The organism is Pandoraea pneumonica (assembly GCF_902459645.1).
Lineage (GTDB): Bacteria > Pseudomonadota > Gammaproteobacteria > Burkholderiales > Burkholderiaceae > Pandoraea > Pandoraea pneumonica.
This window is the reverse complement of record NZ_CABPSK010000006.1, coordinates 192,255-218,957: the sequence shown is the minus strand read 5'-3', so window position 1 is coordinate 218,957 and position 26,703 is coordinate 192,255. Positions and strand designations below refer to the sequence as shown.

Annotated in this window: 24 protein-coding genes and 1 pseudogene; 23 read left to right on the top strand and 2 right to left on the bottom strand. The window is 63.4% G+C overall.

Going from position 1 to position 26,703, the window contains the following annotated elements:
- Window positions 1-124 precede the first annotated feature (124 nt).
- The 10 genes from PPN31114_RS24640 (at window position 125) to PPN31114_RS24595 (ending at window position 7,949) form a co-directional block, all read left to right on the top strand.
- Window positions 125-1,192 carry a hypothetical protein gene (locus PPN31114_RS24640; RefSeq protein ID WP_150682162.1) on the top strand — a complete coding sequence of 356 codons (1,068 nt, stop codon included), beginning with the start codon at window positions 125-127 and terminating at the stop codon, window positions 1,190-1,192.
- 303 nt (window positions 1,193-1,495) lie between these two features.
- The gene (locus PPN31114_RS24635; RefSeq protein ID WP_150682161.1) at window positions 1,496-1,960 is read left to right on the top strand and encodes an HU family DNA-binding protein; all 465 of its coding nucleotides are present in this window, start codon (window positions 1,496-1,498) and stop codon (window positions 1,958-1,960) included.
- Window positions 1,961-2,174: 214 nt separating this feature from the next.
- Entirely contained in the window at window positions 2,175-2,852 is a 678-nt protein-coding gene (locus PPN31114_RS24630; protein ID WP_150682160.1) for an amino acid ABC transporter permease, read from the top strand.
- 15 nt (window positions 2,853-2,867) lie between these two features.
- Complete coding sequence (locus tag PPN31114_RS24625; RefSeq protein ID WP_150682159.1) at window positions 2,868-3,521, top strand: amino acid ABC transporter permease; 654 nt, start codon at window positions 2,868-2,870, stop codon at window positions 3,519-3,521.
- Between the two features lie 36 nt (window positions 3,522-3,557).
- Complete coding sequence (locus PPN31114_RS24620) at window positions 3,558-4,487, top strand: transporter substrate-binding domain-containing protein (protein ID WP_370865917.1); 930 nt, start codon at window positions 3,558-3,560, stop codon at window positions 4,485-4,487.
- Window positions 4,484-5,284 carry an amino acid ABC transporter ATP-binding protein gene (locus tag PPN31114_RS24615; protein WP_150682158.1) on the top strand — a complete coding sequence of 267 codons (801 nt, stop codon included), beginning with the start codon at window positions 4,484-4,486 and terminating at the stop codon, window positions 5,282-5,284. The genes PPN31114_RS24620 and PPN31114_RS24615 overlap by 4 nt, the downstream gene beginning before the upstream one ends.
- Before the next feature lie 183 nt (window positions 5,285-5,467).
- Window positions 5,468-6,121: a PadR family transcriptional regulator gene (locus tag PPN31114_RS24610; RefSeq protein WP_150682157.1), complete on the top strand. Its 654-nt coding sequence runs from the start codon at window positions 5,468-5,470 to the stop codon at window positions 6,119-6,121.
- Window positions 6,121-6,960: a siderophore-interacting protein gene (locus tag PPN31114_RS24605; RefSeq protein ID WP_150682156.1), complete on the top strand. Its 840-nt coding sequence runs from the start codon at window positions 6,121-6,123 to the stop codon at window positions 6,958-6,960. The genes PPN31114_RS24610 and PPN31114_RS24605 overlap by 1 nt, the downstream gene beginning before the upstream one ends.
- Before the next feature lie 128 nt (window positions 6,961-7,088).
- Window positions 7,089-7,439, top strand: coding sequence for a cupin domain-containing protein (locus PPN31114_RS24600; protein WP_150682155.1), 351 nt, complete (start codon window positions 7,089-7,091; stop codon window positions 7,437-7,439).
- A 162-nt stretch (window positions 7,440-7,601) separates the two neighbouring features.
- The gene (locus PPN31114_RS24595) at window positions 7,602-7,949 is read left to right on the top strand and encodes a hypothetical protein (RefSeq protein WP_150682154.1); all 348 of its coding nucleotides are present in this window, start codon (window positions 7,602-7,604) and stop codon (window positions 7,947-7,949) included.
- Window positions 7,950-8,060: 111 nt separating this feature from the next.
- Here the strand turns inward: PPN31114_RS24595 and PPN31114_RS24590 are convergent, their stop codons facing one another.
- On the bottom strand, window positions 8,061-8,816 hold the full coding sequence (locus PPN31114_RS24590; RefSeq protein ID WP_150682153.1) for an SDR family oxidoreductase: 756 nt from the start codon (window positions 8,814-8,816) through the stop codon (window positions 8,061-8,063).
- 412 nt (window positions 8,817-9,228) lie between these two features.
- Here PPN31114_RS24590 and PPN31114_RS26585 point away from each other — a divergent pair.
- The 8 genes and pseudogenes from PPN31114_RS26585 to dxs form a co-directional block, all read left to right on the top strand.
- Window positions 9,229-9,939: pseudogene (locus PPN31114_RS26585) on the top strand (CDP-alcohol phosphatidyltransferase family protein); the annotation flags it as partial.
- A gap of 99 nt (window positions 9,940-10,038) precedes the next feature.
- A complete protein-coding gene (locus PPN31114_RS24580; RefSeq protein ID WP_246182738.1) occupies window positions 10,039-10,743 on the top strand; it encodes a HalD/BesD family halogenase in 705 nt (234 codons plus the stop codon).
- The gene (locus tag PPN31114_RS24575) at window positions 10,744-11,766 is read left to right on the top strand and encodes a flippase-like domain-containing protein (protein ID WP_150682152.1); all 1,023 of its coding nucleotides are present in this window, start codon (window positions 10,744-10,746) and stop codon (window positions 11,764-11,766) included.
- Between the two features lie 15 nt (window positions 11,767-11,781).
- Window positions 11,782-12,546 carry a phosphocholine cytidylyltransferase family protein gene (locus PPN31114_RS24570; RefSeq protein WP_150682151.1) on the top strand — a complete coding sequence of 255 codons (765 nt, stop codon included), beginning with the start codon at window positions 11,782-11,784 and terminating at the stop codon, window positions 12,544-12,546.
- Window positions 12,543-14,249, top strand: coding sequence for a phosphoenolpyruvate mutase (gene aepX / locus PPN31114_RS24565; protein WP_150682150.1), 1,707 nt, complete (start codon window positions 12,543-12,545; stop codon window positions 14,247-14,249). The genes PPN31114_RS24570 and aepX overlap by 4 nt, the downstream gene beginning before the upstream one ends.
- Window positions 14,242-15,420: a phosphonopyruvate decarboxylase gene (aepY, locus tag PPN31114_RS24560; RefSeq protein WP_150682149.1), complete on the top strand. Its 1,179-nt coding sequence runs from the start codon at window positions 14,242-14,244 to the stop codon at window positions 15,418-15,420. The genes aepX and aepY overlap by 8 nt, the downstream gene beginning before the upstream one ends.
- 41 nt (window positions 15,421-15,461) lie before the next feature.
- Window positions 15,462-16,535 carry a 2-aminoethylphosphonate aminotransferase gene (locus tag PPN31114_RS24555; protein WP_150682148.1) on the top strand — a complete coding sequence of 358 codons (1,074 nt, stop codon included), beginning with the start codon at window positions 15,462-15,464 and terminating at the stop codon, window positions 16,533-16,535.
- A gap of 20 nt (window positions 16,536-16,555) precedes the next feature.
- Entirely contained in the window at window positions 16,556-18,472 is a 1,917-nt protein-coding gene (gene dxs / locus PPN31114_RS24550; RefSeq protein WP_150682147.1) for a 1-deoxy-D-xylulose-5-phosphate synthase, read from the top strand.
- A 112-nt stretch (window positions 18,473-18,584) separates the two neighbouring features.
- Here dxs and hpnN read toward each other — a convergent pair whose 3' ends face one another.
- Window positions 18,585-21,194, bottom strand: a complete 2,610-nt coding sequence (gene hpnN / locus PPN31114_RS24545) for a hopanoid transporter HpnN (RefSeq protein ID WP_150682146.1) — start codon at window positions 21,192-21,194, stop codon at window positions 18,585-18,587.
- A 204-nt stretch (window positions 21,195-21,398) separates the two neighbouring features.
- Here hpnN and PPN31114_RS24540 point away from each other — a divergent pair, with 204 nt between their 5' ends.
- The 5 genes from PPN31114_RS24540 to PPN31114_RS24520 all read left to right on the top strand — a co-directional run bounded on the left by PPN31114_RS24540 (window position 21,399) and on the right by PPN31114_RS24520 (window position 26,680).
- The gene (locus PPN31114_RS24540; protein ID WP_150682145.1) at window positions 21,399-22,046 is read left to right on the top strand and encodes an MlaC/ttg2D family ABC transporter substrate-binding protein; all 648 of its coding nucleotides are present in this window, start codon (window positions 21,399-21,401) and stop codon (window positions 22,044-22,046) included.
- A gap of 334 nt (window positions 22,047-22,380) precedes the next feature.
- Complete coding sequence (gene ispH / locus PPN31114_RS24535) at window positions 22,381-23,340, top strand: 4-hydroxy-3-methylbut-2-enyl diphosphate reductase (protein ID WP_150682144.1); 960 nt, start codon at window positions 22,381-22,383, stop codon at window positions 23,338-23,340.
- Between the two features lie 23 nt (window positions 23,341-23,363).
- Complete coding sequence (hpnH, locus tag PPN31114_RS24530; protein WP_150682143.1) at window positions 23,364-24,485, top strand: adenosyl-hopene transferase HpnH; 1,122 nt, start codon at window positions 23,364-23,366, stop codon at window positions 24,483-24,485.
- A complete protein-coding gene (gene hpnA, locus PPN31114_RS24525) occupies window positions 24,486-25,481 on the top strand; it encodes a hopanoid-associated sugar epimerase (protein WP_150682142.1) in 996 nt (331 codons plus the stop codon).
- A complete protein-coding gene (locus tag PPN31114_RS24520; RefSeq protein WP_150682141.1) occupies window positions 25,478-26,680 on the top strand; it encodes a glycosyltransferase in 1,203 nt (400 codons plus the stop codon). Before hpnA ends, PPN31114_RS24520 begins: the two co-directional genes overlap by 4 nt.
- The last annotated feature ends 23 nt before the right edge of the window (window positions 26,681-26,703 follow it).

Sequence of the window (26,703 nt, the reverse complement as noted above, 5' to 3'; positions counted from 1 at the left end):
CTCTGTTCCGCGTTTATTTTCCCTTTGTTTACCGCGTTTTCCACCGGTTCGACTCTTGTCAGCGGACGCCTTTTGATCGACTATCCGCACCATAGGTCACGCCGCTATATTTCGGGGAAACGTCATGCGGGGATTCAAGTCATTTGGTATTGCGGCGGGATGGCTCGTTGCGGGTTTATTTGGCATTGCCAGCCAGAGCCATGCGCAAGCGGGCGGCGCGCCTGAGCCGGTCGGAGGATGCAACTGCGCCCGCATCGTGGCCGATTGTTCGGCATCCGTGGCGGTGCTGCCGGTGCTGGCAAGCAACGGCGCCTACTCGGCCGACGTCACGCTGCAAACGAACGCCCCCTCGTGCGCCAAGGTCGATTACCGCCTGGACGACACGCCCTACGTCACCATCCTGCGTGACGGCTCGCAAGGCGGGCAACGCATGTTCGGCACACGCCCGCTCACGCGCAACAGCCTGTCGAGCCTGTCATGTCATGTGTGCGCCGCGGCCAGTTCCCCAGTACCGAACGATGGCCTGCCGCCGGATATGGCACGCCTGAACGGTGCCCCGGGCACGTTCAGCGCAGCGCCGCTGGCACCTGCACCGACGACACCGGCCGCACCGGCCAACAACGCCACCACGTACGTTCCCGCATCCGCCATGCCGTCGGCACCCGCAAGCGCTGCGCCGAGCGCGACGGCCACGCCGGTCCCCAGTTCCATTGGCGACACCGCGGGTCTGAAGGCCGTCAATGCGTCGACATCTGAGTCGCCTGAAGTGGCGCGCGACGTGGCGGCAATCAATGCACCGGCACCGGCCGGCACCACGATCGTCACGCCCCCTATCCCGCCAACGGCCGCTGCGCAAACGGGTGCGCCATCGCCTTTGCTCGTCGTGAATCCGTCGGGTCGCTGGCGCGGGCTGTGCAAGAACGCACCGCCGTGGTGGGGAATTTGGAGCTCGCCGATGACCCGCCTCATGGCACTCGCGCTCAATGGCGCGCAGGTCACCGGCAGTGTCGACGACGTCGAGCCGAACATTCACACCACCGTTCAAGGCACGCTCGCGGGCGACCGATTGCAGCTTGCCGGCAGCTACGGCGCGAAGCACGACATCACGTTCGGCGGCGATGGAACCACGCTGACCGACGCCTGGTGCAACAGCGACGGCCGCTGCGAAACCTGCCAAATGCAGCGGTTTTGACGACATTCGGGCCCGGCAGCGGGCCCGTTTTCCGCCTCGGTAAGACAAAGAAAAACAGCGTCGCGGAACCTGCGAGCGACACGACGTGACAAAGACGCCGTGTCACGTCTCGAACGAAACACTCGTAAAACACTTCGAAATAAGGCTCTCTCGGCGCGAACCCTTGTGCGGCAAGCACGCAACATAATTTGCGCACTACTCGCAGAAAGCGATTTCTTAGGTAGAATCGTCGGCGCAGCAAGACGTATCATTCGGGTGGCCGTTCTACGACGGCACTTTCTTATTCTCATCGATTGGATCGATATGGCAACGGCAAAGAAAGCAGCAGCTAAGAAGGCCCCTGTGGCGAAAAAAGCTCCGGCAGCTAAGAAGGCTCCGGCCGCTAAAAAAGTTTCGGTGAAGAAGGCAGTCGCACCGAAGGCAGCTCCGAAGGCAGCCGCGACCGACAAGGTCACGCCGCTCAAGGACTCGCTCAACAAGACGCAACTCGCCGCGCACCTCGCCGAGCGTGCTGCGGTCGAAGTGAAGACCGTCAAGGCTGTGCTGGCCGCGCTCGAGAACACCATTCTCGGCTCGCTGCACAAGAAGGGCGCTGGCGAATTCACGCTGCATGGCCTGTTCAAGGTCACCACGCAGAAGATCGCCGCCAAGCCGAAGCGTCGCGGCATCGACCCGTTCACGAAGCAAGAACGTGAGTTCGCTGCCAAGCCGGCTTCGACGCGCGTGAAGGTTCGCTCGTTGAAGAAGGTGAAGGACGCTGCACAGTAAGTCTTGCGCGATGCGCTGCCGCCTCACCGGCAGCAGCGAATATCGCAAAACTTGCCAGATGTGCAGTCAAACGGTGCCGAAATTCGGCACCGTTTTTTTTCGTCCGTCGAATCCGCAACTACGGGTTTTCGCTGGGGTTTGTGCTGAGTGGACGCTTTGCGCGCCGCCCGCTACCATCGCTCGGGGCATCCGTCAGCGCTCGCGGGGGACATCCTTGCAATACACGTTTGCGTTCGGCGACGTCTTCGCGGCGTGGCCGCTGCTACTCAAGGGCACCTGGATCACCATCGAACTGTCGGCCAGCGCCATGGCGCTCGGGCTGACGCTCGCCGTTGTCTGCGCGTGGGGAAAAACCGCCGGCCCCGCCCCTGTGCGATGGCTCGTGAACGCCTATATCGAGCTGATTCGCAACACGCCCTTTCTCGTCCAGCTCTTCTTCTTTTTCTTCGCACTGCCGGCCGTCGGGCTGCGCTGGAGTCCGCATACCGCTGCGCTCACGGCGATGGTCGTCAATCTCGGCGCCTACGCCACGGAGATTATTCGCGCGGGTATCGATGCGATTCCGCGCGGACAGATCGAGGCTGGCCTGGCGCTCAATCTCAAGCCCTGGGAAATCTTTCGCTTCGTTATTCTCAAGCCCGCACTCAAGGCGATTTACCCGGCGCTCACCAGTCAGTTCATCTTGCTGATGCTTAGCTCGGCAGTCGTCTCGGTCATTTCGGCAGACGATCTCACCTCGGTGGCGGCCAATTTGCAGTCGCAGACGTTCCGTAGCTTCGAGATCTATATTGTGGTCGCCGCGATCTACCTGCTGCTCTCGCTGGCGTTTTCCGCGCTGTTCCGTGTGATCTATCGCCGCACGCTCGATTTTCCCGAGCGCCGCCAAACCTGATACGGGACGCACACGATGCGAACTTTCGGCTGGCCGGAGTTCTGGTTCATCGTCGAAGCGGCGCGCTGGACGCTCGCCCTCTCCGCCATCGCGTTCGTCGGGGGTGCCGCGCTCGGTCTGGGCATCGCCCTCGCCCGGACATCGAACATTGGCTGGCTGCGCAACCTGGCGCTCGCCTTCATCAAGCTGTTTCAAGGCACGCCGCTGCTGCTCCAGTTGTTTCTGATTTTCTTCGGCGCACCGGTGATCGGTCTGGAAATCGATCCGTGGATCGCCGCAGGCGTCGCGCTCATTTTGAACAGCGCCGCCTTTCTCGGCGAAATTTGGCGCGGATGCATCGAAGCCGTGCCGCACGGACAGGTGGAAGCGGCGCAAGCGCTCTCGTTATCGTGGTTCAACCGCATGCGCGATGTGATCCTGCCGCAGGCGGCACGCATCGCCGTCGCGCCGACGGTCGGCTATTTGGTGCAGATCGTCAAAGGCACCTCGCTCGCCGCGATCATCGGCTTCACCGAAATTACCCGCGCCGGACAGATCATCAATAACGCCACGTTCCAGCCGCTCGTGGTGTTTTCGGTGGTCGCCGCGCTTTATTTCGTGCTGTGCTGGCCGCTCTCAAGGCTGGCCTCGCGACTCGAACGGCATCACAAGTCAGCGAATGCGACATAACGCCATCGCTCACGACACCCGACAAGGAGAACCAACATGACGCGAAAAACACCTCCCACACCCGCGCAAACGCCACCGCGACGCGAGCATCCGGCAAGCCGCCGCAACGTTGCCACGCCCACGGTGAACTCGCGCCGCGACTTCCTGACGACGCTCGGGGTGGCCGCGATGCCCGCGGGGTTCGCCGGTTCGCTGGGCGGCACGCTCGGCAGCTTGCTGACCGGCACGCTGTCGCTGTTCACGACGCCCGCGCATGCGCAAACCGTAGCCGACATCAAGAAAAAGGGAACGATCAATGTTGGCATGCTGGTCGACTTTCCGCCGTACGGCACGACGAATGCGCAGAATCAGCCGGACGGTTACGACGCCGACGTTGCCAAACTGCTCGCGAAAGATCTCGGCGTGAAGGTCAATATCGTGCCGGTCACTGGGCCGAATCGCATCCCGTTCCTGCTCACGGGCAAGGTCGACGTGCTAGTCGCCTCGCTCGCCATCACGCCGGAACGCGCCAAACAAGTGCAATTTTCCAAGCCGTATGCGGCCGCTACCATCGTGCTGCTCGGCAAGACCGGCGCGCCGATCAAGTCTGCGGCCGACCTGAAAGGGCTGCGCATCGGTGTCGCGCGCGCCAGCACGCAAGATGTTGCCGTGACCAAAACCGCACCGGAAGGCACCGAGATTCGCCGCTTCGACGACGATGCGTCTGCCATGCAGGCGCTGCTCTCGGGTCAGGTCGATGCCATTGGCTGCTCGGTGACCGTCGCCAGCGCCATTCGTCAGCGCGCACCGGGCCAGTACGAGCCGAAGTTCAATCTGTTGCAGCAGTCGATGGGCATCGCCTTGCGTCCCAATCAGCCGGAACTGCTCGCAGCCGTCAACGACTTCGTCACGCGCAATACGGCCAACGGCGAACTGAATAAGCTATATCGAAAGTGGCTCGACACCGATCTGCCGAAACTGCAATGAGCGATCCGCACCCACTGGGCGAAACCGTGCAGCACCCTGGCTGCGAATCTCGCGCACCGATCATCGAACTCGATGGCGTGAGCAAATGGTTCGGGCAGTTTCAGGTGCTCACGGATATCGATCTTCGCGTTGCGGCGGGTGAGCGCATTGTCATTTGCGGCCCGTCGGGCTCCGGCAAATCGACGCTCATTCGCTGCATCAACCGGCTTGAGCCCGTGCAACGCGGGCGCATTGTAGTCGATGGCATCGAGCTCACGGCCGGGGGTGCAAATGTCGCGTCGGTGCGGCAGGAAGTCGGCATGGTGTTTCAGCAGTTCAATCTATTTCCGCACCTGACGATTCTGGAGAACTGCACGCTCGCCCCGATACGCTCCCGAAAGCTCTCGCGCGCCGATGCCGAAGCGCTCGCCATGAAATTCCTCACACGAGTGCGCATTCCCGAGCAGGCGCACAAGTATCCGAGCCAGTTGTCGGGCGGACAACAGCAACGCGTGGCCATTGCACGCGCGTTGTGCATGACGCCGCGCATCATGCTGTTCGACGAACCGACGTCGGCGCTCGACCCGGAAATGGTCAAGGAAGTGCTCGACACGATGATCGGTCTAGCCGAAGACGGCATGACGATGCTGTGCGTGACGCACGAAATGGGTTTCGCGCGGCGCGTGGCCGATCGCGTGATCTTCATGGCCGACGGCAAAATCGTGGAACAGGCACCTCCCGCTCAGTTCTTCGAACACCCCCAGCACGAGAAGACGCGCAGCTTCCTCGGGCAGTTGTTGAGCCATCCCGGGCAGTAAATCGACGCGGCGGATGCCGCCGCGCCCCCCATCCCTCGCCCCCTCCCTCGCCCCCTCTCTCTCCGCTTCCCGCTCCTCGGCTTTCCCCTAAAGACCACAGGGTCATTCCAGAAAAAACTTGGCTATCGATGCAATTTAGATATATCGTAAACACGTCTTAACTACATCTGAAGGGGTCACATCATGCGAGGATCTCGAGGCGATTTCATGGGCCGAGGCCCGCTGGGCCTGGATGGCATGGATTTCGACGAGCGCCGCGGCGAGCGTCATGGGCGCCGCGCGGGCGGCGAAGGAATGGGCGACGGTTTCGGCGATGGCCGCCGGGGCCGTGGGCACGGCGAGGGGCGTGGCGAAGGCCGCGGTGGACGCGGAGGCGGCCGACTCTTCAGCCATGGCGGGCTACGCATGGTGCTTCTGCACCTGATCGCGCAACAACCGCGTCACGGCTACGAACTCATCAAAGCGATTGAAGAAAGCGTGAACGGGACTTACAGCCCGAGCGCCGGTGTCGTGTACCCGACGCTCACGCTGCTAGAAGAAATGGGCTATATCCGCGTGCAGGAAAACGCGGGCGAAACCCAGCGCAAATCGTACGAAGTCACCGACACGGGACGCGAATATCTGGCGGAAAACGAAGCAGCCGTCACCGAGCTACTCGCCCGGCTGGCATCGCGCCGCGAGCGTTCCGAAGACATGCCACCACAAGTCATGCGCGCGCTGCACAACTTCAAATATGCGGTGCACTTGCGTCTGGGCGGCGAACCGCTCTCGACCGAGCAAGCCAACGCATTCGCCGCGATTCTCGACGCGGCCGCACAACAACTGGAGCGACTCTGATGCAAGACAACGCTGCACTCAACACCAACCCCGATCGCACGCCGCGCCGTGTACGCCACGAATTGCGCATGCGCCTGCTGGAAGTGCGCAGCGTCGCGCCGATCACGCCGCATATGCTGCGCGTGACCTTGGGCGGCGACGATCTCGAAGGCTTTACTAGCCCGGGCTTCGACGATCACGTGAAGCTCTTCTTCCCGAACCCCGAAACCGGCGAAGTGTCGGTGCCGCAGCTCGGCCCCGAAGGCGTCGCGAAGCCTGCCCCCGGCGACGCACCGCGCCTCATGCGCGACTACACGCCGCGCAGCTTCGATGCCGCCTCGAAAACGCTGGTCATCGATTTCGCCATGCATGAATCCGGCCCTGCAACGCAGTGGGCACGCTCAGCCAAACCCGGCGACCGCCTGGGTGTCGGCGGCCCGCGTGGCTCGTTCGTCATTCCGATGAATTTCGATGGTTACGTGCTCATCGGCGACGACACGGCACTGCCCGCCATCTCGCGCCGACTCGCCGAATTGCCGGCGGGCGCGCTCGTCTTCGTGTTTGCCGAAGTCGACAGCGCGCAAGACCGCCTGCGGTTCACGAGCGAAGCGGATGTCGTGGTCGAGTGGATTTACCGGGAAGGCACGGCGGCTGGCGAGAGCACGGCGTTGCTCGATGCGCTGCAAGTCGCCACCTTGCCCGCAGGCGATCTGCACGCCTGGGTGGCCGCCGAAGCCAGCGTTGCGAAAGCGGTGCGAGCGCACTTGGTAGGCGAGCGCGGCCTCAATCCCAAATGGGTCAAGGCAGCGGCGTACTGGCGTCGCGGCGATGCCGCCGTGCACGAGAACCTCGACGACTGACGTTTGCGCCAGCCATTTGCCACTCACGCGCTGCCACTGACCTTCGTCACCCGACTCTTGCCTCCTGCCGCCGAGACCGCGACGTGTATGCTTTCTATCCCCGCCCGATGAGTGAACGCATAGAACGTATGGCGCCGCCCCTCCTGCCCGACACCTGTCTTTTCGCTGGACTGCCCGCCCACCCCGACCCTGCGGCGGCGGAGCAGTTCGATACGTTGATCGCTCGGCCGGGGATGCGCGTCGAGCGCATCGTGTCGACCGGGCAGGCGTCGCCAGCGGGGTTCTGGTACGACCAGCCACAGCACGAATGGGTGGTCGTGCTCAGCGGCTCGGCGGGTTTGGCCTTCGCCGATAGCCCCGGTGAAACGCTGACGCTCGGGCCCGGCGACGCCGTCACGATCGTCGCGCACCGCCGTCACCGCGTCGAATGGACAGCGCAAGGCGAGACGACGGTCTGGCTGGCCATCCATTACGACTGACGGAGGCAACCTGCCAGCGAAGGCTCTTTGGAGAAATTCCCCGCGGCTTTTCGGAATTGCCTGATAGAAATACCGGGAACAACTTCCGACTATGAAAAAACGCTCGGGGGTGTCGGTTTTCGACACCCAGAAGGCGTTTCATCATAAAGGGGGAATACAACATTGGAGCCACACAAACGGCATGACGGGTTCGAGCGTTGGGCGGCGGGCGCGACGGCGCGTCAATTGGGGCGGGACGATGCGCGATGGCGAGTGTTCCGTGCGCCGGAGCAGGCAGATTTCCACGGGTTCGTCGTCTGGTGTTACACGCAGGGTGTATTTCTTGGGCAGGAGTTCGACCGTCGCACCGACACCATCACGCACTGTTACGTCCGAAACGGGGCTTGGGCGGTGCAGTTCGACTCGTACAACGAGGCCTGCGAACGAGCCTTCGACATTCACGCGCCAACGCTCATTCTGTTTGCACCGGAGCGCAACGGCGGGGTTTTCATCACCAGCACAGAGCAGTAGCGCCAGCGAGAGCATTCGCGCCTCAAACGAAAAGGCACCGGTCCGGCAATCGCCGGTCGGTGCCTTTTAACGTTCAACGCTCAGTTGAACGAAGCCGAGACTTGCGTCCGCTCAGCTGTAATTGCGGATGTCGTCGATCTCGGTCTGACCGAAGTCATCGCGCTCGGTATAAGCCAGGATGCGGCGCGCCACGTCTTCGGGCGTCGACAGTTTGCCGGTGGCCTTCATTTCCTGAAAACGTGCCAATGCCGGGAAGCTTTCGACGCTGCTGCTACGAATCGTCTCTTGCATGCCCGTGTCGACCACGCCCGGCGCCATCGAGACGGCTTGCACGCCATGCTCCCGATGTTCCGCGTTGACCACGCGCGTATACATATCCAGTGCAGCCTTCGTTGCGCAATACACGCCCCAACCGGCATTCGGATTGCGCCCGGCACCGGACGAGATGTTCACGATCTGGCGGCGAGCGCTCAGGCCCTGAGTGGCGGCGAGAAAACGCGCGGTCAGCACCATGACGGCCGTCACGTTGAGCGTGAACGCTGCGCCAATGGCAGCGACGTCGGTCAGCGCGGCGGTATTCGCCACCGGATTGACCGTACCGGCGTTGTTGATCAACAGGTAACGCGACGCGTCACGCGGCAGCTTGGCGAAGATGCGCTCCGCCACGCTGGCAGCCGCCTCGGCATCCGACAGGTCGACGGGCACCTGCTCGAGGGTGACGCCCTGATCGCGTGCGAGCGACGCAAGGTCATCGTCCGTGCGACGCGCGAGCGTGACGAGATGCGTGCCGGGAGCCAGCAGGCCGCGAGCGAGCGAGGCACCAAGGCCACGCGAGGCGCCGGTAAGAATGGCAATCGTTTGGGACATGAGGGGAAGGCGGGTCGGATAACGCCGCATAAATGACCAACGGGACCGCCATTATCCGCGCATCGCGAATACACCGCTATCCCGATTCACAGTCGATTCATCTCGCAAAAAGCGGCGAATTGCGGCTTTTTCTGGCGTTATTCCATCTGCGCTCACTGCATTTCGTCGTGCTATGCGTCAAAACGACGCGTCCACTGTGTGCGAAAGCGAAACACAGTATTGCGGAATATAATCGCGAATTCGCTGCGCTTATAACCTATGGTGTTAAGCAGGGCTCTTAGAACCATTCGCACGCGTCAATAGGTCTCATTTCACGCGCGTCAATGCTCGTGAGCGTCAACGTTGTCGCGGTTAATACAGGCGTTTCATGTGCACTGCACATGTCCGCCTTATGGGTATATATTCCCCCCTCATGGAAACGATACCGAAACTCATTTCGGCGGCTGCTGCTGCGCCCGCCGCTAGCAAAACTGCACGCCCAGTACCGCCGCGCCCGCGCCAATACGACGCGCGACTTGCGCGTTGGATGGTCACGCCGCTCATCAATACCCGCGTGAGCCCGAACCACCTGACGACCCTGCGGTTAATCGTCGGGCTGGTGTGCGCGTGGGCGTTCGCAAAGGGCGGCTATGCCATGGCCAACCTTGGCGCGGTGCTGCTCGTGTTGTCGAACTTCATCGATCACACCGATGGCGAACTGGCGCGCATTAGCGGCAAGACGAGCCGCTTCGGCCATCTTTACGATCTCGCGTCCGACGCCTTCGTGACGGTGCTGCTCTTCGGCGGCATCGGTATGGGCGTGGAAGCGGTGGCGCCGGGCAGCTTGCCGGTGTCCGCCTCGCTGCTCGGCTGGATGGCCGGTGTCGCGGTCGCCTTGATCTTCTTCCTGCGCATGCGCATTGAAGATCGCGTGGGCAAAGCGGGTACCAAGCAAGCATCGGTAGGCGGCTTCGAAACGGAAGACGTGCTGTATCTGATGCCGCTCGTCACGCTGTTCGATGGCACGCGCGGCTTTCTGATCGCTGCCGCCATCGGCGCGCCGCTGTTTGCGCTGCTGGTTGTTGCCGACTACGTACGAGTGATGCGCCGCCCGTTGCCGGTGCCCGCAGATGCGACGAGCGCGAAAGCCGCCAGCGCTGCCGCTGGCGAAGCATCGCAGGCCACCCCGACCGCACCGCTCGCCCCGGCCGCCTTCGCTGCCGACGCTGAAATCGAGCGCGCGATGGATGCCATCGACTTCGACGCAGTGACGTCTGAATTCAAGTCGCAAGACGCGTTCATCTATCTCGAGAAGTTTCTGCCGCAAACGGTGACCGATCAGTTGATCGCCGCCGCGCGCGCGGTCACGCCGAACGTGAACCGTAACTATCTTCCCGGCCACAAGCAGGGCGGCAGCGTGAGCCGTCACACGCTCGACGAGCTTGCTCCCTTCGTAGCCGATTTGTATCGCTCGCCTGCCCTGATGCGCTTTCTTGAGCGTCTGGCTGGCGAAAAACTGCTGCCGTCGCCGGTGGACGATCCGCACGCGTACGCGCTGTATTACTACACGCGTCCGGGCGATCACATCGGCTGGCACTACGACACCTCCTACTACAAGGGCCGCCGTTATACGCTGCTGCTTGGCGTGGTGGACCAATCGAGCTGCAAGCTCGAGTACCGACTTCACACGCGCAATCCGGGCGTGCCGCAAGTCGATGGCGCCGTGGCCTATCCGCCCGGTGCGCTGGTGTTCTTCGACGGGGACAAACTGCATCACCGGATCACGCCGCTCGGCGACAACGAGGAGCGAATCTCGCTCACGTTCGAGTACGTGACCGACCCGCGCATGGGCACTTGGCAGCGCTTCATTTCGAATATGAAGGACGCCATCGCTTACTTCGGTTTCCGGCAAGTGTTTCGTCAGGTATTGCAACGGACGAAACGCTAAATGAACCGGACTGCCATCGTATCTCTGACCCTCGGTATCGCCCTTTTCGTCGCCCTGCTCATCTGGCAGGGTGCGGGCTCGGTGATGTCGACACTGGCCATGGCCGGCTGGGGGCTGTTGCCTATCGCCGCGTTCCACGTGGTGCCGCTGGTGCTCGACGCCGCCGCCATTCAGGTACTGGTCGCGAAATCGTGCTCGCTGCGCCGCGCGGTACTCACGCGCTGGACCGGCGAGTCGGTGAACAGCCTGCTACCGGCCGGTCAGATCGGTGGCCCGATTGCGATGGTGCGTCAAATGAAGCAAAGCGGGATGCCCGGGCGCGAAGCCGCCGCGGCCATCACCGTGAGCACCACGTTGCAAGCCGTCGCGCAAATCGTCTTCGCGCTGCTCGGCCTGGCCGTCTTCGGCATCAGTGCCACGCATGACAGCGACGGCGGCCTCTGGGTGCCGATGCTGCTCGCTACCGCACTCATCTCCGCCCTGCTCTACGCGTTCTACATTGCGCAGCGGCGCGGCATCTTCGGCTGGGCGTTTCGTACGCTCTCGAAAATGTCGTCCAAGCGCGACTGGTCGTCGCTGCTCGACAGGGCCGACGCCGTCGACGAAATCGTGCAGCGCATGTACGGCCAGCGCCGTCAGGTGCTCGCGAGTTTCGCCCTCAGTCTGGTGGGTTGGATCGTGGGTACGGCCGAAGTCTGGCTGATTCTGCAATTCATCGGCCACCCGGTCAGCTGGGTCGACGCCATGTTGCTCGAAAGCCTCGGCCAAGCGATTCGCGGTGCTGCGTTCTTCGTGCCGGGCTCGCTCGGCGTACAGGAAGGCGGTTACCTGCTGCTCGCCCCGCTCGTGGGTCTGCCGGCCGATGCCGCGCTGGCCCTCTCCCTGGCCAAACGTACGCGCGAGCTGCTGCTCGGCGTGCCGGGCCTCGTCTATCTGCATTTCTCCGAACGTGGCTGGCGCCGCCGACTCGCCTCGCAACAAAGCGCGTCGATGCCCGCAGCCACGGATACTGCACCGCTCTAAAGAAGGATACCGACCATGCGGGCCATCATTCTCGCAGCAGGCATGGGCCTGCGTTTGCTCCAGCCCGAAGACAAGCAGGCGCCCAAGTGCCTGCTCAAGTTCGACGGCATGTCGCTGCTCGAGCGCCATCTGCGCATGCTCGCAGCGGCCGGCATCACCGACGTGGTGCTCGCGCTCGGCTTTCATCACGAACAGGTGAGCGAAGAACTCGAACGCCTGAACTGGACCCCGCGTCCGAAGATTTACCTGAACCCCGAATTCCATCTGGGCAGCGTGCTCACGCTGCACACGGCCGCCGAAGCGATGACCGCTGGCGGCGATGTGCTCGTGATGGATGCCGACGTGCTCTACGATCAGCGCATCTTTAACGCGCTGGTGGTGGGCAAGACGGCCAACCGTCTGCTCATCGACCGCGACTTCGAAGTGGGCGACGAGCCCGTGAAGCTGTGCCTGCGCGATGGCGTGCCGGTCGAACTGCGTAAGCAAGTGATGGTCGGCCTCGAATACGACACCGTGGGCGAGTCGGTCGGCTTCTTCCGTTTCAACGAAGCGACGGCCACGCGTCTGGCAGAAATCACGCGCGATTACGTCGAATCGGGCCGCGCCAAGATGCCGCACGAAGAAGCCGTACGCGATCTGCTGCTCGAGCGCGGCGCGCAATTCGAGACCGCTGATGTCACGGGCTTCCCGTGGATCGAGATCGACTACCCCGAAGATGTGAAGCGCGCCGCCGATCAGGTGCTGCCGCAACTCGAACCGCTCACGATGGTGTCCGAATGAACGCTCCCGACGCATTCACCCTGCCGCCGACCGCCACGCGCGCGGCACAGTTGCGCGCCATGCTGCGCAGCAATCAGCTCGAATTCCTGATGGAAGCCCACAACGGCCTGTCGGCGCGCATCGTGCGCGAGGCAGGCTTCAAGGGCATCTGGGCATCGGGCCTCGCGATTTCCGCCCAGTTCGGCGTGCGTGACAACAACGAAGCCAGTTGGACGCAGGTAGTCGACAACCTCGAATTCATGGCCGACGCCAGCGATCTGCCGATTCTGCTCGACGGCGACACCGGCTACGGCAACTTCAACAACATGCGCCGTCTCGTGCGCAAGCTTGAGCAGCGTGGTGTTGCAGGCGTCTGTATCGAAGACAAGGTCTTCCCGAAGACCAACAGCTTCATCGGCGGCGAACGCCAGCCGCTCGCCGACATCGACGAATTCTGCGGCAAGATCAAGGCCGGTAAAGACTCGCAGGCCGACGACGATTTCTCGATCGTCGCGCGCGTCGAAGCCCTCATCGCAGGCTGGGGCATGGAAGAAGCCCTGCGCCGCGCCGAGGCGTATCGCCTGGCCGGTGCCGATGCCATCCTGATTCACAGCAAGCTCAAGCGCGCCGACGAGATCGTGCAGTTCGCGCGTGAGTGGGACAACCGCTGCCCGCTGGTGATCGTGCCGACCAAGTACTACAGCACGCCGACCGACGTGTTCCGCGAAGCCGGTATCAGCGTCGTGATCTGGGCGAACCATCTGATTCGCTCGGCCACGTCGGCAATGCAAGCGGTCGCGGCAGAGATTCACCGCAGCGAAACGCTCATCAACGTTGAAGACCGTATTGCGACGGTGGACGAAATCTTCCGCTTGCAAGACGCCGACGAGTACACCGAAGCCGAAGACCGCTACCTGTCTGCCGCCAACGCGCCGCGCTCGGCCATCGTGCTTGCCGCAAGCCGTGGCAAGAACCTCGAGAGCGTGACGACGGACCGCCCGAAAGTGATGCTGCCGGTCGCTGGCAAGCCGCTGCTGCGCTGGCTGGTCGACGGCTTCAAAAAGCAGAACGTGAACGACATTACGGTGGTGGGCGGCTATCGTGCCGACGCGATCGACACGGCCGGTATCACGCTCGCCATCAACGAGCGCTTCGCCGAAACCGGTGAGCTCGCCTCGCTCGCTCGCGTGAGCGACGCGTTCGCCCACGACACCGTCATCTCGTACGGCGACCTGCTGTTCCGCAGCTACATCGTGCGCGATTTGGTCGAGAGCGATGCCGACATCACCGTGGTGGTCGATTCCACCGCTGCCACCACCGCGAATGCGGCCAACGCCAGCGTGCGCGATTTTGCGTACTGCTCGGCCGGTGACGATCGCGGCCTGTTCGGCCAGCAAGTGCTGCTCGAGAAGATCAGCGGCGACGCCACCGACGACGGCCGCACGCCGAATGGCCGCTGGATCGGCCTGCTGGGCGTACGCGGTGAAGGCCGCGCTCACCTCCAGCGCGTGTTCACTGCCCTGCAAGCCCGTCCCGACTTCGATCAGCTCGGCATGCCGGAACTGATCAACGCGTTGGTCGAAGACGGCGCAAAAATCGAAGTGCAGTACGTGCACGGCCACTGGCGCGGCGTGAACGACATGGAAGAATTCCGCCGTGCCGCGGACTTCGCCCATGGTCAGACGCCGTTTAGCGGTGCCGACGCGGAGGCGCAAGGTGATTGAAGCCGGTCAGTTCGTCGAAGCCGCGCGTACGCACGGCTTCACGTGGTACACGGGCGTGCCGTGCTCGTTTCTCACGCCGTTTATCAATTACGTACTGCAAGACCCGACGCTGCACTACCTGTCGGCCGCCAACGAGGGCGACGCGGTCGCCATCGCGGCGGGTGCGACGCTGGGCGAAGGCCGGGGTGCACGCGCCGTCACGATGATGCAGAACTCGGGCCTCGGCAATGCCGTGAGCCCGCTCACGTCGCTCACGTGGACGTTCCGTCTGCCGCAGTTGCTGATCGTGACGTGGCGCGGCCAGCCGGGGATCACCGATGAGCCGCAGCACGCGCTCATGGGCCCGATCACCCCCGCGATGCTCGACCTGATGGAAGTGCCGTGGGAGTTGTTCCCGACCGAGCCGGACGCCATTGCCCCCGCCCTGGAGCGCGCTGTGCGTCATATGGACGAGACGGGCCGCCCCTACGCACTCGTGATGCAAAAAGGCAGCGTCGCGCCGTTCCCGCTGCAACCGGCGGAGCGTCCCGCGCGCCCGGCGCAGCCTGCCCCGGCGTCGCTGATGCGCGGCGTGGGCCCGGCCGATCTGCCGACGCGCCGCGATGCGCTTGAGCGCGTTATCGCGCACACCCCCCTTGAAGGCACCGTGGTGCTGGCCTCGACCGGCTTCTGCGGACGCGAACTCTACGCGCTCGACGACCGCGCCAACCAGTTGTATATGGTCGGCTCGATGGGCTGCGTCACCACGCTGGCGCTCGGTCTGGCGCTCGCACGCCCCGACCTGCGCGTGGTGGCCCTCGACGGCGACGGTGCGGCCTTGATGCGCATGGGCGCATTCGCCACACTGGGCGCGTATGGCCCGTCGAACCTCGTGCATCTGCTGCTCGATAACGCATCGCACGACTCGACCGGAGCACAAGCCACGGTGTCACCGACAATCTCGTTCGCGGGTGTGGCGGCGGCCAGCGGCTATGCGCTCGCGCTCGAAGGCGATACGCTCGATGTCATCGAACAGTTGTTCGACGGCCGTAGCACGAGCCTGAGCGACGGCCCGCGCTTTGCCTGCCTGACCACGCGCCCCGGCACGCCCGACGGCTTGCCGCGCCCGAAGGTCACGCCCGAAGCCGTGAAATCGCGTCTGATGGATCACATTGCTAAGGCTCACGCCTGAGCCTCCCCCCTTACAACAATATCCGCCGAGGAAGCTTCGCCATGCTGTTACTGAATCCGGGCCCCGTTACCCTGACCGAGCGTGTCCGCAAGAGCCTGCTGCAACCCGATCTGTGCCACCGTGAGCCCGAGTTCTTCGACTTGCAAGACGAAGCCCGTGCGCGTCTGACGGCCGTCTACGGCCTCGACCCGGCCGTGTGGACGCCGGTGCTGATGACCGGTTCGGGCACCGCTGCGGTCGAGAGCATGACGGCGGGTCTCGTGCCCGAAAACGGCCGTCTGCTGATCGTCGAGAACGGTGTGTACGGCGAACGCATCTCGCAAATCGCCAAGCAGTACCGCATCGATCACGACGTCATTCATTTCGAATGGATGCAGGCTCCGGATTTGGCGCAGATCGTCGCGAAGCTCGACGCCGCTGGCGAGCGTCCGTACACCAATGTGGCGATCATTCATCACGAAACGACCACGGGCCGCCTGAACGAACTGGGCGGCATCGCGCGCGCCTGCCGCGAGCGCGGCATCGACTTGCTGGTCGACGGCGTGAGCAGCTTCGCCGCCGAAGCCATCGATTTCAACGATTCGGGCATCGTGGCCGTGGCCGCTACCGCGAACAAGTGCGTGCACGGTGTGCCGGGCGTGTCGTTCGTGATGGTGCGCAAGGACGCGCTTGCCAAGGCGTTTAGCCGCACGTATTACCTCGACATCGCACGACTGGCGAAGCTGCAAGCCGAGCGCAATACGCCGTTCACGCCGTCCGTCCATGCGTATTACGCGCTGGTCGAAGCCCTGCGTGAGCTCGAAGACGCCGGTGGCTGGCAACAACGTCACGCCCATTACGGTGCGCTAGCCGAGCAGGCACGCGCTGGCCTTGCCGCACTGGGCATGGACAGCGTGCTGCCGTCGAACGAATCGTCGGTCGTACTGCGCGCGTACAAACTGCCCGCCGGTGTGGATTACCCCCGCCTGCACGACTGGCTCAAGGCCGATGGCTTTGTGATTTATGCCGGTCAAGGCGGCTTGTCGAAGGAACTGTTCCGCATCTCGACGATGGGTAACCTGACGGCTGCCGACATCGATCGCCTGCTGGCGTCGTTCGCCAGGTTGGTGAAGTAAGCGGGACCGGACGCTCAGCCATGGCAGAACTCCTAGCCAACCTCCGCTCCCCCGCCGACTTGCGCGCCCTCTCGCGCGCCGACCTGCGCCGTTTGGCCGACGAACTGCGCGCCTGCGTGCTCGACAACGTGTCGCGCACCGGCGGGCATCTGTCGTCGAACCTCGGCACGGTCGAACTGACGATTGCGCTGCATTACGTGTTCGACACGCCCAACGATCGCATCGTGTGGGACGTGGGTCATCAGACATACCCGCACAAGATCCTCACTGGTCGCCGTGAAGCCATGCCGACGCTGCGCCAATGGCAAGGCTTGTCTGGCTTTCCGAAGCGCGACGAATCGCCCTACGACACCTTTGGCACGGCCCATTCGAGCACGTCGATTTCCGCCGCGCTCGGCATGGCGCTCGCCAGCAAGGTGAAGGGCGAGAAGCGTCATGCGATTGCCGTGATCGGTGACGGCGCCCTGACTGCAGGCGAAGCGTTCGAGGCGCTGAACAACGCGGGCGTGTACGACGATCTGCCGTTCCTCGTCGTGCTCAACGACAACGACATGTCGATCTCACCGCCCGTGGGTGCGCTCAACCAGTACCTCACGCGACTGATGTCGGGCCAGTTCTATTCCGCCGGTAAAGAGAGCGTGCGCAATCTGTTGCGCAACGCCCCGGCGCCGATGCGCGAATTCGCACACAAGCTCGAAGAACACGCCAAGGCGATCGTGTCGCCCACCGGCACGATGTTCGAAGAGTTTGGCTTCAACTACCTCGGCCCGATCGACGGTCATGATCTCGATGCCCTAATTCCGGCGCTCGAGAACATCAAGGCGCTCAAGGGGCCGCAATTCCTGCACGTGGTCACACGCAAGGGTCGCGGCTACAAGCTCGCCGAAGCCGATCCGGTGCTGTATCACGGCCCGGGCAAGTTCAATCCGAGCGAAGGCATTCGTCCGGCAGCGCCGGGGACCGTCACGCCGAAGACCTACACGCAAGTGTTTGGCGAGTGGCTCTGCGACGCCGCCGCAGCCGACGCACGCGTGGTCGGCATCACGCCCGCCATGCGCGAAGGCTCGGGGCTGGTGGAATTCGAGAAACGCTTTCCGGAGAGGTACTACGACGTGGGCATCGCCGAGCAGCACGCGGTGACGTTCGCGGGCGGGATCGCCACGGAAGGCCTCAAGCCCGTTGTCGCGATCTATTCCACGTTCCTGCAACGCGGCTACGACCAGGTGATTCACGACGTCGCGCTGCAAAACCTGCCGGTCGTTTTTGCGATCGACCGTGGCGGTTTGGTCGGGGCGGACGGTGCGACGCACGCCGGTGCCTACGATATCGCCTACCTGCGGTGTATTCCGAACATGGTGGTGATGACGCCGGCCGACGAGAACGAATGCCGCCAGTTGTTGCAGACGGCGCTCGGTATCGATGGGCCGTCGGCTGTGCGATATCCGCGCGGCACGGGGCCGGGCGTGAAAACGGAAGCGGGCTTGTCCACGCTGCCCGTCGGGCGCGCTCAGGTACGCCGCCAGAGCGCCGCCCCGGCAGGACGTCGCGTGGCGGTATTGGCCTTTGGTCCGATGGTCGCGCTCGCTGAGCAAGTGGCCAACGAGTTCGACGCCAGTGTAGTCAACATGCGCTTCGTGAAGCCGCTCGACGAAGCCACGGTGCTCGAAATGGCCCGCTCGCATGACCTCGTCGTGACGTTGGAAGAAGGCGCGATCATGGGCGGTGCCGGTACGGCATGCGTCGAAGCGCTCAACGCGCACGGCGTGCTGGTGCCCGTGCTGCAACTCGGTTTGCCCGATAAGTACATCGATCAAGGAACGCCCGCGCAGCAACTGGCGTCGGTCGGGCTCGATGCCACGGGTATTGCCGCTTCGATTCGCCGCGCGCTCGCGGAACGGCTTGGCGGCAAGGTCGAAGCGGTCCCTTCATCGCAGTAATTCGCGATAAGTCGCAATAAGTCTCGCCGCATCGCGCTGCGCTTCGTGTGCTTCGCTGGGCAGAAAAGCAAAACGGCACCTTTCGGTGCCGTTTTGCTTTGTGGGGACAGCGTTATTTCGCCGTCTTGTCCCGTGGCTTGCCCATCAGTACCGGCTGGAAGAACACCGCGCCGATCAGCGTGCACACCAGCGAGAGCGCCAGCAGCTTGCCCATGCTCGACGTGCCCGGGTGATGCGACAGCCAGAGACTGCCGAAAGCAATGCCCGTGGTCGCGGCCGACAGCACGACAGCTTGCGTGAGGCTCGAGGCGAGCAAGCGTGTCTGCCCGTGACGCCAGGCAATCACGTAGTAGATCTTGAATGCCACGCCCACGCCCAACAGCAGCGGCAACGCGATGATGTTCGCAAAATTCAGCGGCAAGCCGATGATGACCGTGATTTCGAGCGTCACCGCCGCCGAGACCAGCAGCGGCACGAGCGTGCGCAGCACGTCGCCGAAGTTGCGCAACGCCAGCCACAACAGCACTGTGATCGACAGCAGCGCCCAGATACCCGCTTCGATGAACGAACGGATGATCGTGTCCGCCGAGCGCAGGATCGAGATGGGCCCGCCCACCGCATCGGGCGTCGTCGCCAGCACCGCGGCACTGAACTTGCGCAGCATCGCGTCGTCGCTCGGGTCAGCGCCCTTCGCTACGCGCGGCGAAATGTTCACGAGCGCGCGGCCATCGGCGGCGACCCATTGCGAAACGATGTCCTTGGGCAACGATTCGCGCGTCACTGCCTGCGGTTGCAGCGCGTCGCGCAACTGACCCAACGCCAGCTTGAGCGGCCCGGCAATCGCACGTTCCGCACGGTCTCGCGTGGCAGCGTCGCCTGCGGCGAGCTTGCGCAGTGCGGCAGCGAGCCGCTGGGCCTCTTTCGCCCCTTCGCCCGGATGATCGATTGCCGCGTCTTCCAACTGCCCTGCCGCCGTCTTGAGCGACGACACGCGTGCGGCGTCCGCCACCGGCGGCAGCGGCGTTTGCGACAGCACAGGCAGCAGCGACGTCGCCGCCGTACCAATCAGTGCGAGCTTCTCCGGCTGCTCGGCGGGCATGAACGTCGTCAACGTCACCACACGCCCGATTTCCGGCACTGCACGCAACTTGGCGGCATCGGCATCTGCGGCATCTAAATTCGCGGCGAGCAGTTGCACGTCGTTCACCCCGGCTTCGGGCGAATTGGCCAGATCGAGCAGCGTCGCCATCGACTCCGTATGCGGATCTTTCAAATGCAGCGGATTGAAGTCGAAGTGCAAATGGGCGAGCAACGGCAACCCGGCGACCACGAGCGTGAGCGTGCCGTAGAGCAGCGGGTTGCGATACTTTTCGGTGAAATCATCAACCCGGCCCAGACTGCGAAAGCCCGGCGGGCTCGCTTCGCCACGCGGCTTGAACACGCTGATCAGCGCAGGCAACAACGTGATCGCCGACGGGAAGGCCACGCACAGAATGCCCACGCCCGCGATCAACCCCAGTTCCGACACGCCACGATAGTCGGTCGGCAAGAACGAGAAGAAGCTGGCAGCGGTCGCGGCGGCGGCCAGCGACAACGGCATGGCAATCGCCTTGCCAGCCCCTGCGAGCGCGCCCTGAAGCGCCCCATCGTCGTCGCCAAGGCGGTGGCGCTCTTCGCGATACCGCACGCCGAACTGAATGCCGAAATCGACGCCGATGCCCACGAAGAGCACCGCAAACGCGACCGAAATCATGTTCAGCGCGCCCACCATCATCAGACCGAGCGCGAAGGTAATGGCCAGACCGGCGAGCAGCGTGATGAACACCGCGACGATCATCTTGCCCGAGCGCACGGCGAGCCACAGCACCACCAGCACGGCAAGCAACGTAATCACGGCATTGGGACCAGCATCTTCACGCACCGAAGCGAATTCTTCGTCGGAGAGCGGGCGCGGGCCGGTCAGGCGTACCGTCGCGCCGTAGCGTTCTTCGAGCTTGAGATCGGCAACGGCTGCCCGGATACGCGAGGCCGCGTTGGCCCCGGCTTCCAGCGCGGCATAGTCGAGCACGGGCTGCACTTCGACATAGCTGCGTGCCACGGTATCGGGCGTGACGAGTGCGCGCCACGACATCGCGGTCGGTTTGCCCGCCAGCACAGCTTCGGTCGTGTCAGCCGCATTGCCCAGCAAGCGCGCCATCTCCGGCAGCTTCACCTGCCCGGTGAGCAATGGGGTTTGCAGCGTGACCGACAGCAGATTCGACAGCCCCGTCAGACTCGGGTCTTGCGCGAGACGGTTGAGCAGCGGCTTCGCGTCGTTCAGCTTGCCGGTGAGGCTCTTCACATCGTCAACCGACGCGAACAGCAAGGCATTGCGCGCAAAGAACTCACCCGCGCCCGGACGACTCACGGCGCGGAATACATCTTTTTCTTTGGCGAGCTTTTCCGCCAGTTCGGCGGCGGCGCGGTCGGCGAATTCAATGGCCGGTGCCTGCACGACGGCCAGCGTCACGTCGGCTTTTTGCGGGAAGGCGCGGTCGATCTCCCGGCCACGCTCGGCGGCGGGCGTATTGGAGTCGATCAGGCTCGAAACATCGGTGTTGATCGCGAAATGCTTGGCGACATACACGCAACTGGCCACGGTCAGCAGCAGCGAGGCGAAGATGACTGGGTACGCGTGCTTCGCCGAGAAACGGACGATGCGCACGACGAGCGAAGTCAGCATGTAGCGGTTCCGGAAGAGAAAATGGGCAAAACGGATGGAAAGGCAACTGCACCGGGAACCAATCGGCGGAAAAGACCGTCGATCAGGCCATTGAAATGGTGAATTTACAAAATCGAAGCAGTATACCGGGCCGCGTGCGGGCCGCGTGGAATACACTACGCCCTACCCGATTTAAACCAACGAAGAGAAGCTGGGTTCCTACGTATGAAGAAATTTCTGGTGACGGCGATGGCCGCGGCCACCTTGGCCGTTTCAACCGCTTCGTCGGGCGTCTGGGCACAGACGAACAACGCCAATCCGAACGATATGGTGAAAACCGCCGTCGAGACGGTCGTCAAGGCGGCCAAGGCCGATCCGGCGGCTCGTGACGGCGATGTGGCCGCGACCGCCAAAGTGGTCGAGCGCGACTTCCTGCCTTACACCGACTTCCGCCGCACCACGCGCTACGCCGTCGGCCCGAAGGCGTTCGACGGCGCGACGCCCGCCCAGCAGCAGCAGGTCTTCGAACAATTCCAGCAGTTGCTCGTGAACACCTATGCCTTGCAACTCTCGCAAGTGCGCGGCTCGCAGCTCTCGTTCAAGTACGATCCGGCCAAAGTGTCGGCAGGCAGCACCGACGCTGTCGTCGGCGCCACGGTCAGCGGCACCGGCGACACGCTCTCGGTGGCCTACCGTCTGGGCAAGACAGACAAGGGCTGGAAAATCTACGACATCAACATGATGGGCGAAAACGTCGCCGACGCCTGGCTCATCCAGCTGTATCAGCCGCAGTTCAAGGCGCGCATTGCACAGGGCGGCATCGACGGCCTGATCGCTTATCTGCGCGACAAGAACGACCGTTTCGGCAAATAAAATCAAGGGCTCGGCACACGATGCCGGGTCCGCCACTCTCCTCGCAGGGACGTTGTACTCATTGGCCGCCCGATCGCCGCAGATTCGGCCCAGATCGGTGCCAATTCGTCAATATTTATGTAACAACGGCTAACGGTCCCCCACAGGGGGTCGTCAGCAATATTTGGCCGCGGCGGTTACAATCGTCGCTTGTCAAACGACCGGACGGCGGTCCCCCCGCGGGCAGGCTCGACGCGCCACAAAAAACGGCACGCGGCGTTCCATGAGGCCAATGTATTCGACATGGACTCCCCGATAAAACCGCCATCCCGGCCGACCTGAGCCGGAGAGCTGAATGCAAGTCATCCTTGCCCAACCCCGCGGGTTTTGTGCGGGTGTCATACGTGCCATCGAGATCGTCGAGCGTGCCCTGGAAAAATACGGCGCGCCGGTCTACGTACGCCATGAGATCGTCCACAACAAGCATGTGGTCGATTCCCTCAAGGCCAAAGGCGCGCGCTTTATCGACGAGCTTTCCGAAGCCCCTGCGGGCGCTGTCACTATTTTCAGCGCCCATGGTGTTGCACGTGTGGTTGAACAGGAAGCGCAGACGCGCGGCCTGAAAGTCTTGAACGCCACGTGCCCGCTCGTGACCAAAGTGCATATTCAGGGCAAGAACTACGTTTCCGCTGGACGCGAAGTCATCCTGATCGGCCACGCGGGTCACCCCGAAGTGGAAGGCACGATGGGCCAAATCGACGGTCCGGTGCACCTGGTGCAAACCGAAGCCGATGTCGATCTGCTGCCTTTGCCGGTGAACACGCCGGTGTCGTACGTCACGCAGACCACCCTGTCGGTCGACGAGACTCGCGGTATCATTGCCGCGCTGCAACAACGCTTCACCAATATCGTCGGACCGAACACCAAAGACATTTGCTACGCCACGCAAAACCGCCAGACCGCCGTGCGCGAACTGTGCGAGCGCGTGGATGTGCTGTTGGTGGTCGGCGCGACGAATAGCTCGAACTCGAACCGCCTGCGCGAAATCGGCTCGGAAATGGGGTTGCCTAGCTACCTCGTGGCCGACGGCTCGGAAGTGAACCCCGAGTGGGTGCGCGGCCAAGCCCGCATCGGTATTACCGCCGGGGCGTCCGCGCCCGAGCGCATGGTCGAAGACGTGATCGACGCGCTGCGCCGCATCGACACCGTCGAAGTGACGCTCATGGACGGCATCGAGGAAACCATCCAATTCCGCTTGCCGTCGGAATTGACCAAAGACGAGCCGGTCGCCGCACGCCACGCGGTCGCTGGCTAACGCAACACGAACAGGAGCCGAACTTGGCCATCCCCTTCCTGCAACAGGCGTATGTTGGCGCCTACCTGATGAAGCAACGCTTCAAGGGCAACAAGCGTTACCCGCTGGTGCTCATGCTTGAACCGCTTTTCCGCTGCAACCTGGCTTGCTCGGGCTGCGGCAAGATCGACTACCCGGATCCCATTCTGAATCAGCGCGTCTCGCTCAAAGACGCCCTCGATGCCGTGGACGAATGCGGCGCACCGGTGGTCTCGATCGCCGGCGGCGAACCGCTGCTGCACAAAGAAATGCCGCAGATCGTCAAGGGCATCATCGAGCGCAAGAAGTTCGTCTATCTCTGCACCAACGCCTTGCTGCTGGAAAAGAAGATCGACGACTACGAGCCGAGCCCGTTCTTCGTCTGGTCGATCCACCTCGACGGCGACCGTGAAATGCACGACGCGTCGGTGTGCCAAGACGGCGTGTACGACCGCTGCGTCGCCGCCATCAAGCTGGCGAAATCGCGCGGCTTCCGCGTGAACATCAACTGCACGCTGTTCAACAACGCCGATCCGGAAAAGGTCGCCAAGTTCTTCGACACCACGAAGGAAATGGGCCTGGACGGTATCACCGTGTCGCCGGGCTATGCCTACGAACGCGCCCCGGATCAGCAGCACTTCCTGAACCGTTCGAAGACCAAGCAACTGTTCCGCGACATTCTGAAGCGCGGCAACGGCGGCAAGGACTGGACGTTCAGCCAATCGAGCCTGTTCCTCGACTTCCTCGCCGGCAACCGCACGTATCACTGCACGCCGTGGGGCAACCCGACGCGTACCGTGTTCGGCTGGCAGCGTCCGTGCTACCTGCTCGGCGAAGGCTATGCCAAGACGTACACCGAGTTGATGGAAACAACCGACTGGGACAAGTACGGCGTGGGCAACTACGAGAAGTGCGCAGACTGCATGGTCCACAGCGGCTTCGAAGCCACCGCCGTGAACGATACGCTGTCGCGTCCGCTGCGTGCCCTCGGTGTCGCGCTCAAGGGCGTGCGTACCGACGGCCCGATGGCTGACGACGTGTCGTTCGCCAAGCAACGTCCGGCCGAGTATGTGTTCTCGAAGCACGTCGAGATCAAACTCGACGAACTGAAGCGAGCTAAGGCGTAAATGCCGTCGCGTGTGCTGGTCACCGGCGCCTCCGGGTTCGTCGGTTCTGCGGTAGCACGCACGGCGCTCGCGCGCGGTCACGAGGTTCGCCTGCTGGTGCGTGGCACCAGCCCGCGCGCGAACCTCGCCGACCTGCCCGTCGAAGTCGTCGAAGGCGATATGCGCGATGCGGCATCGATGCAGCGTGCACTCGCCGGCGTGGACGCCCTGCTCCACGTCGCGGCCGACTACCGCCTCTGGGCGAAAGATCCCAACGACATCATGCGGGCCAATATCGATGGCACGCGCACGGTGATGGAAGCCGCGCTGCGTGCAGGCGTCGAGCGCGTGGTGTACACGAGCAGCGTTGCCACGTTGCGCGTGCAAGGCGCGACCGGCCCGGTCGACGAAACCTCTCCCAACGATGAAGCCACGACCATTGGCGTGTACAAGCGCAGCAAGGTCGCGGCCGAGCGTCTGGTCGAGCGCATGATCGCCAACGACGGCCTGCCCGCCGTGATCGTCAATCCGTCCACGCCCATCGGGCCGCGCGACATCAAGCCCACGCCAACGGGACGCATCATCGTCGAAGCGGCACAGGGCAAGATTCCGGCCTTTGTCGACACGGGATTGAATCTCGTGCACGTCGACGACTGCGCCGAAGGTCACCTGCTGGCGCTGGAGCGCGGCCGAATCGGCGAGCGCTACATTCTGGGCGGCGACGACGTATTGCTGCGCGAGATGCTGGCCGCGATTGCGGGCCTCGTGGGCCGCAAAGCCCCGACGGTCGCACTGCCGCGCTGGCCGCTGTATCCGCTCGCGATGGCAGCGCAAGGTGTCGCACGCTTCACCGGCAAAGAACCGTTCGTGACCGTCGACGGCCTGAAGATGTCGCGCTATCACATGTTCTTCTCGTCCGAGAAGGCCAAGCGTGAACTGGGTTACACCGCCCGCCCCTACCTCGATGGCTTGCGTGACGCGCTCGCCTGGTTTCGCTCCGCCGGATATTTGTCATGACTGTTTTGGCCTGGATCGCCGCGCTTTCGTTGGCCATCTGGATCTATCTGCTGATTTCGCAGGGCGGCTTCTGGCGCGCGCGCGAACGCGATGATCTCGACGAAGATCAGTTATCGGTGCCCGACGTGTGGCCAGCGGTGGCCGTCGTCATTCCGGCGCGCAACGAAGCCGAGTCGATCGGACAGGTCGTGGAATCGCTGTGCCGCCAAGACTATCCGGGGCGTTTGCGCATCGTCGTCGTCGACGATCAGAGCAACGACGGCACCGCCGATCTGGCGCGTGCTGCGGCGGCCCGTGCGGCATCCGACGGTCTTACGCGTCGCGTGGATGTGCTGAGCGGCCAACCGTTACCCGGCGACTGGACCGGCAAGATGTGGGCCGTGCGTCAGGGCGTAGCGTTCGCGAGCGACCAGGCGACCAACGACGACGGCATCGCGCCCGATTACTTGCTGCACACCGATGCCGACATCGCCCACTCGCCCGAGAACGTGCGCCGTCTGGTCACGCGTGCGACCGGCGACAACCGCGTCCTCGTGTCGCTCATGGCGAAGCTGCGCTGCACGGCGTGGTTCGAACGCACGTTGATCCCGGCGTTTGTGCTGTTCTTCCAGATGCTCTACCCGTTCGCTTGGGTCAACGATCCGAAGAAGCGCATGGCCGCAGCGGCTGGTGGATGCATGCTGATTCACCGCAAATCGCTCGAAGCCGGTGGCGGCATCGAAGCCATTCGCGACGAGATCATCGACGACTGCGCGATGGGGCGCCTGCTCAAGAAGCAAGGCGCGATCTGGCTGGGGTTGACCGAGCGTGCCGTGAGCGTGCGTCCGTACGACAACCTCGGCGAGATTCGCAAGATGGTTTCACGCACCGCATACGCGCAATTGCAGTATTCGCCGGTGCTGCTGGCAGGCACGATCGTGTCGCTGCTGCTCACGTTTATCGTGCCGCCTGCGATGACAATTTTCGCGTCGGGCATTGCGCAATGGCTTGGGTTGTTCGCGTGGATCGCGATGACCATCTCGTACGTGCCGATGCTGCGCTTCTACCGTCAGCCGACGAGCTTTGGCCCGCTGTTGCCGCTGGTGGCTGCGCTCTACACCGTCTTTACGTTCGACTCGGCGCTGCAACACTGGCGCGGCCGCGGTGGCATGTGGAAGGGGCGCGCGCAGGCACGAGGACAACAATCGTCAGACGTGTAACGCCGCATGACACCCAAGAAAAA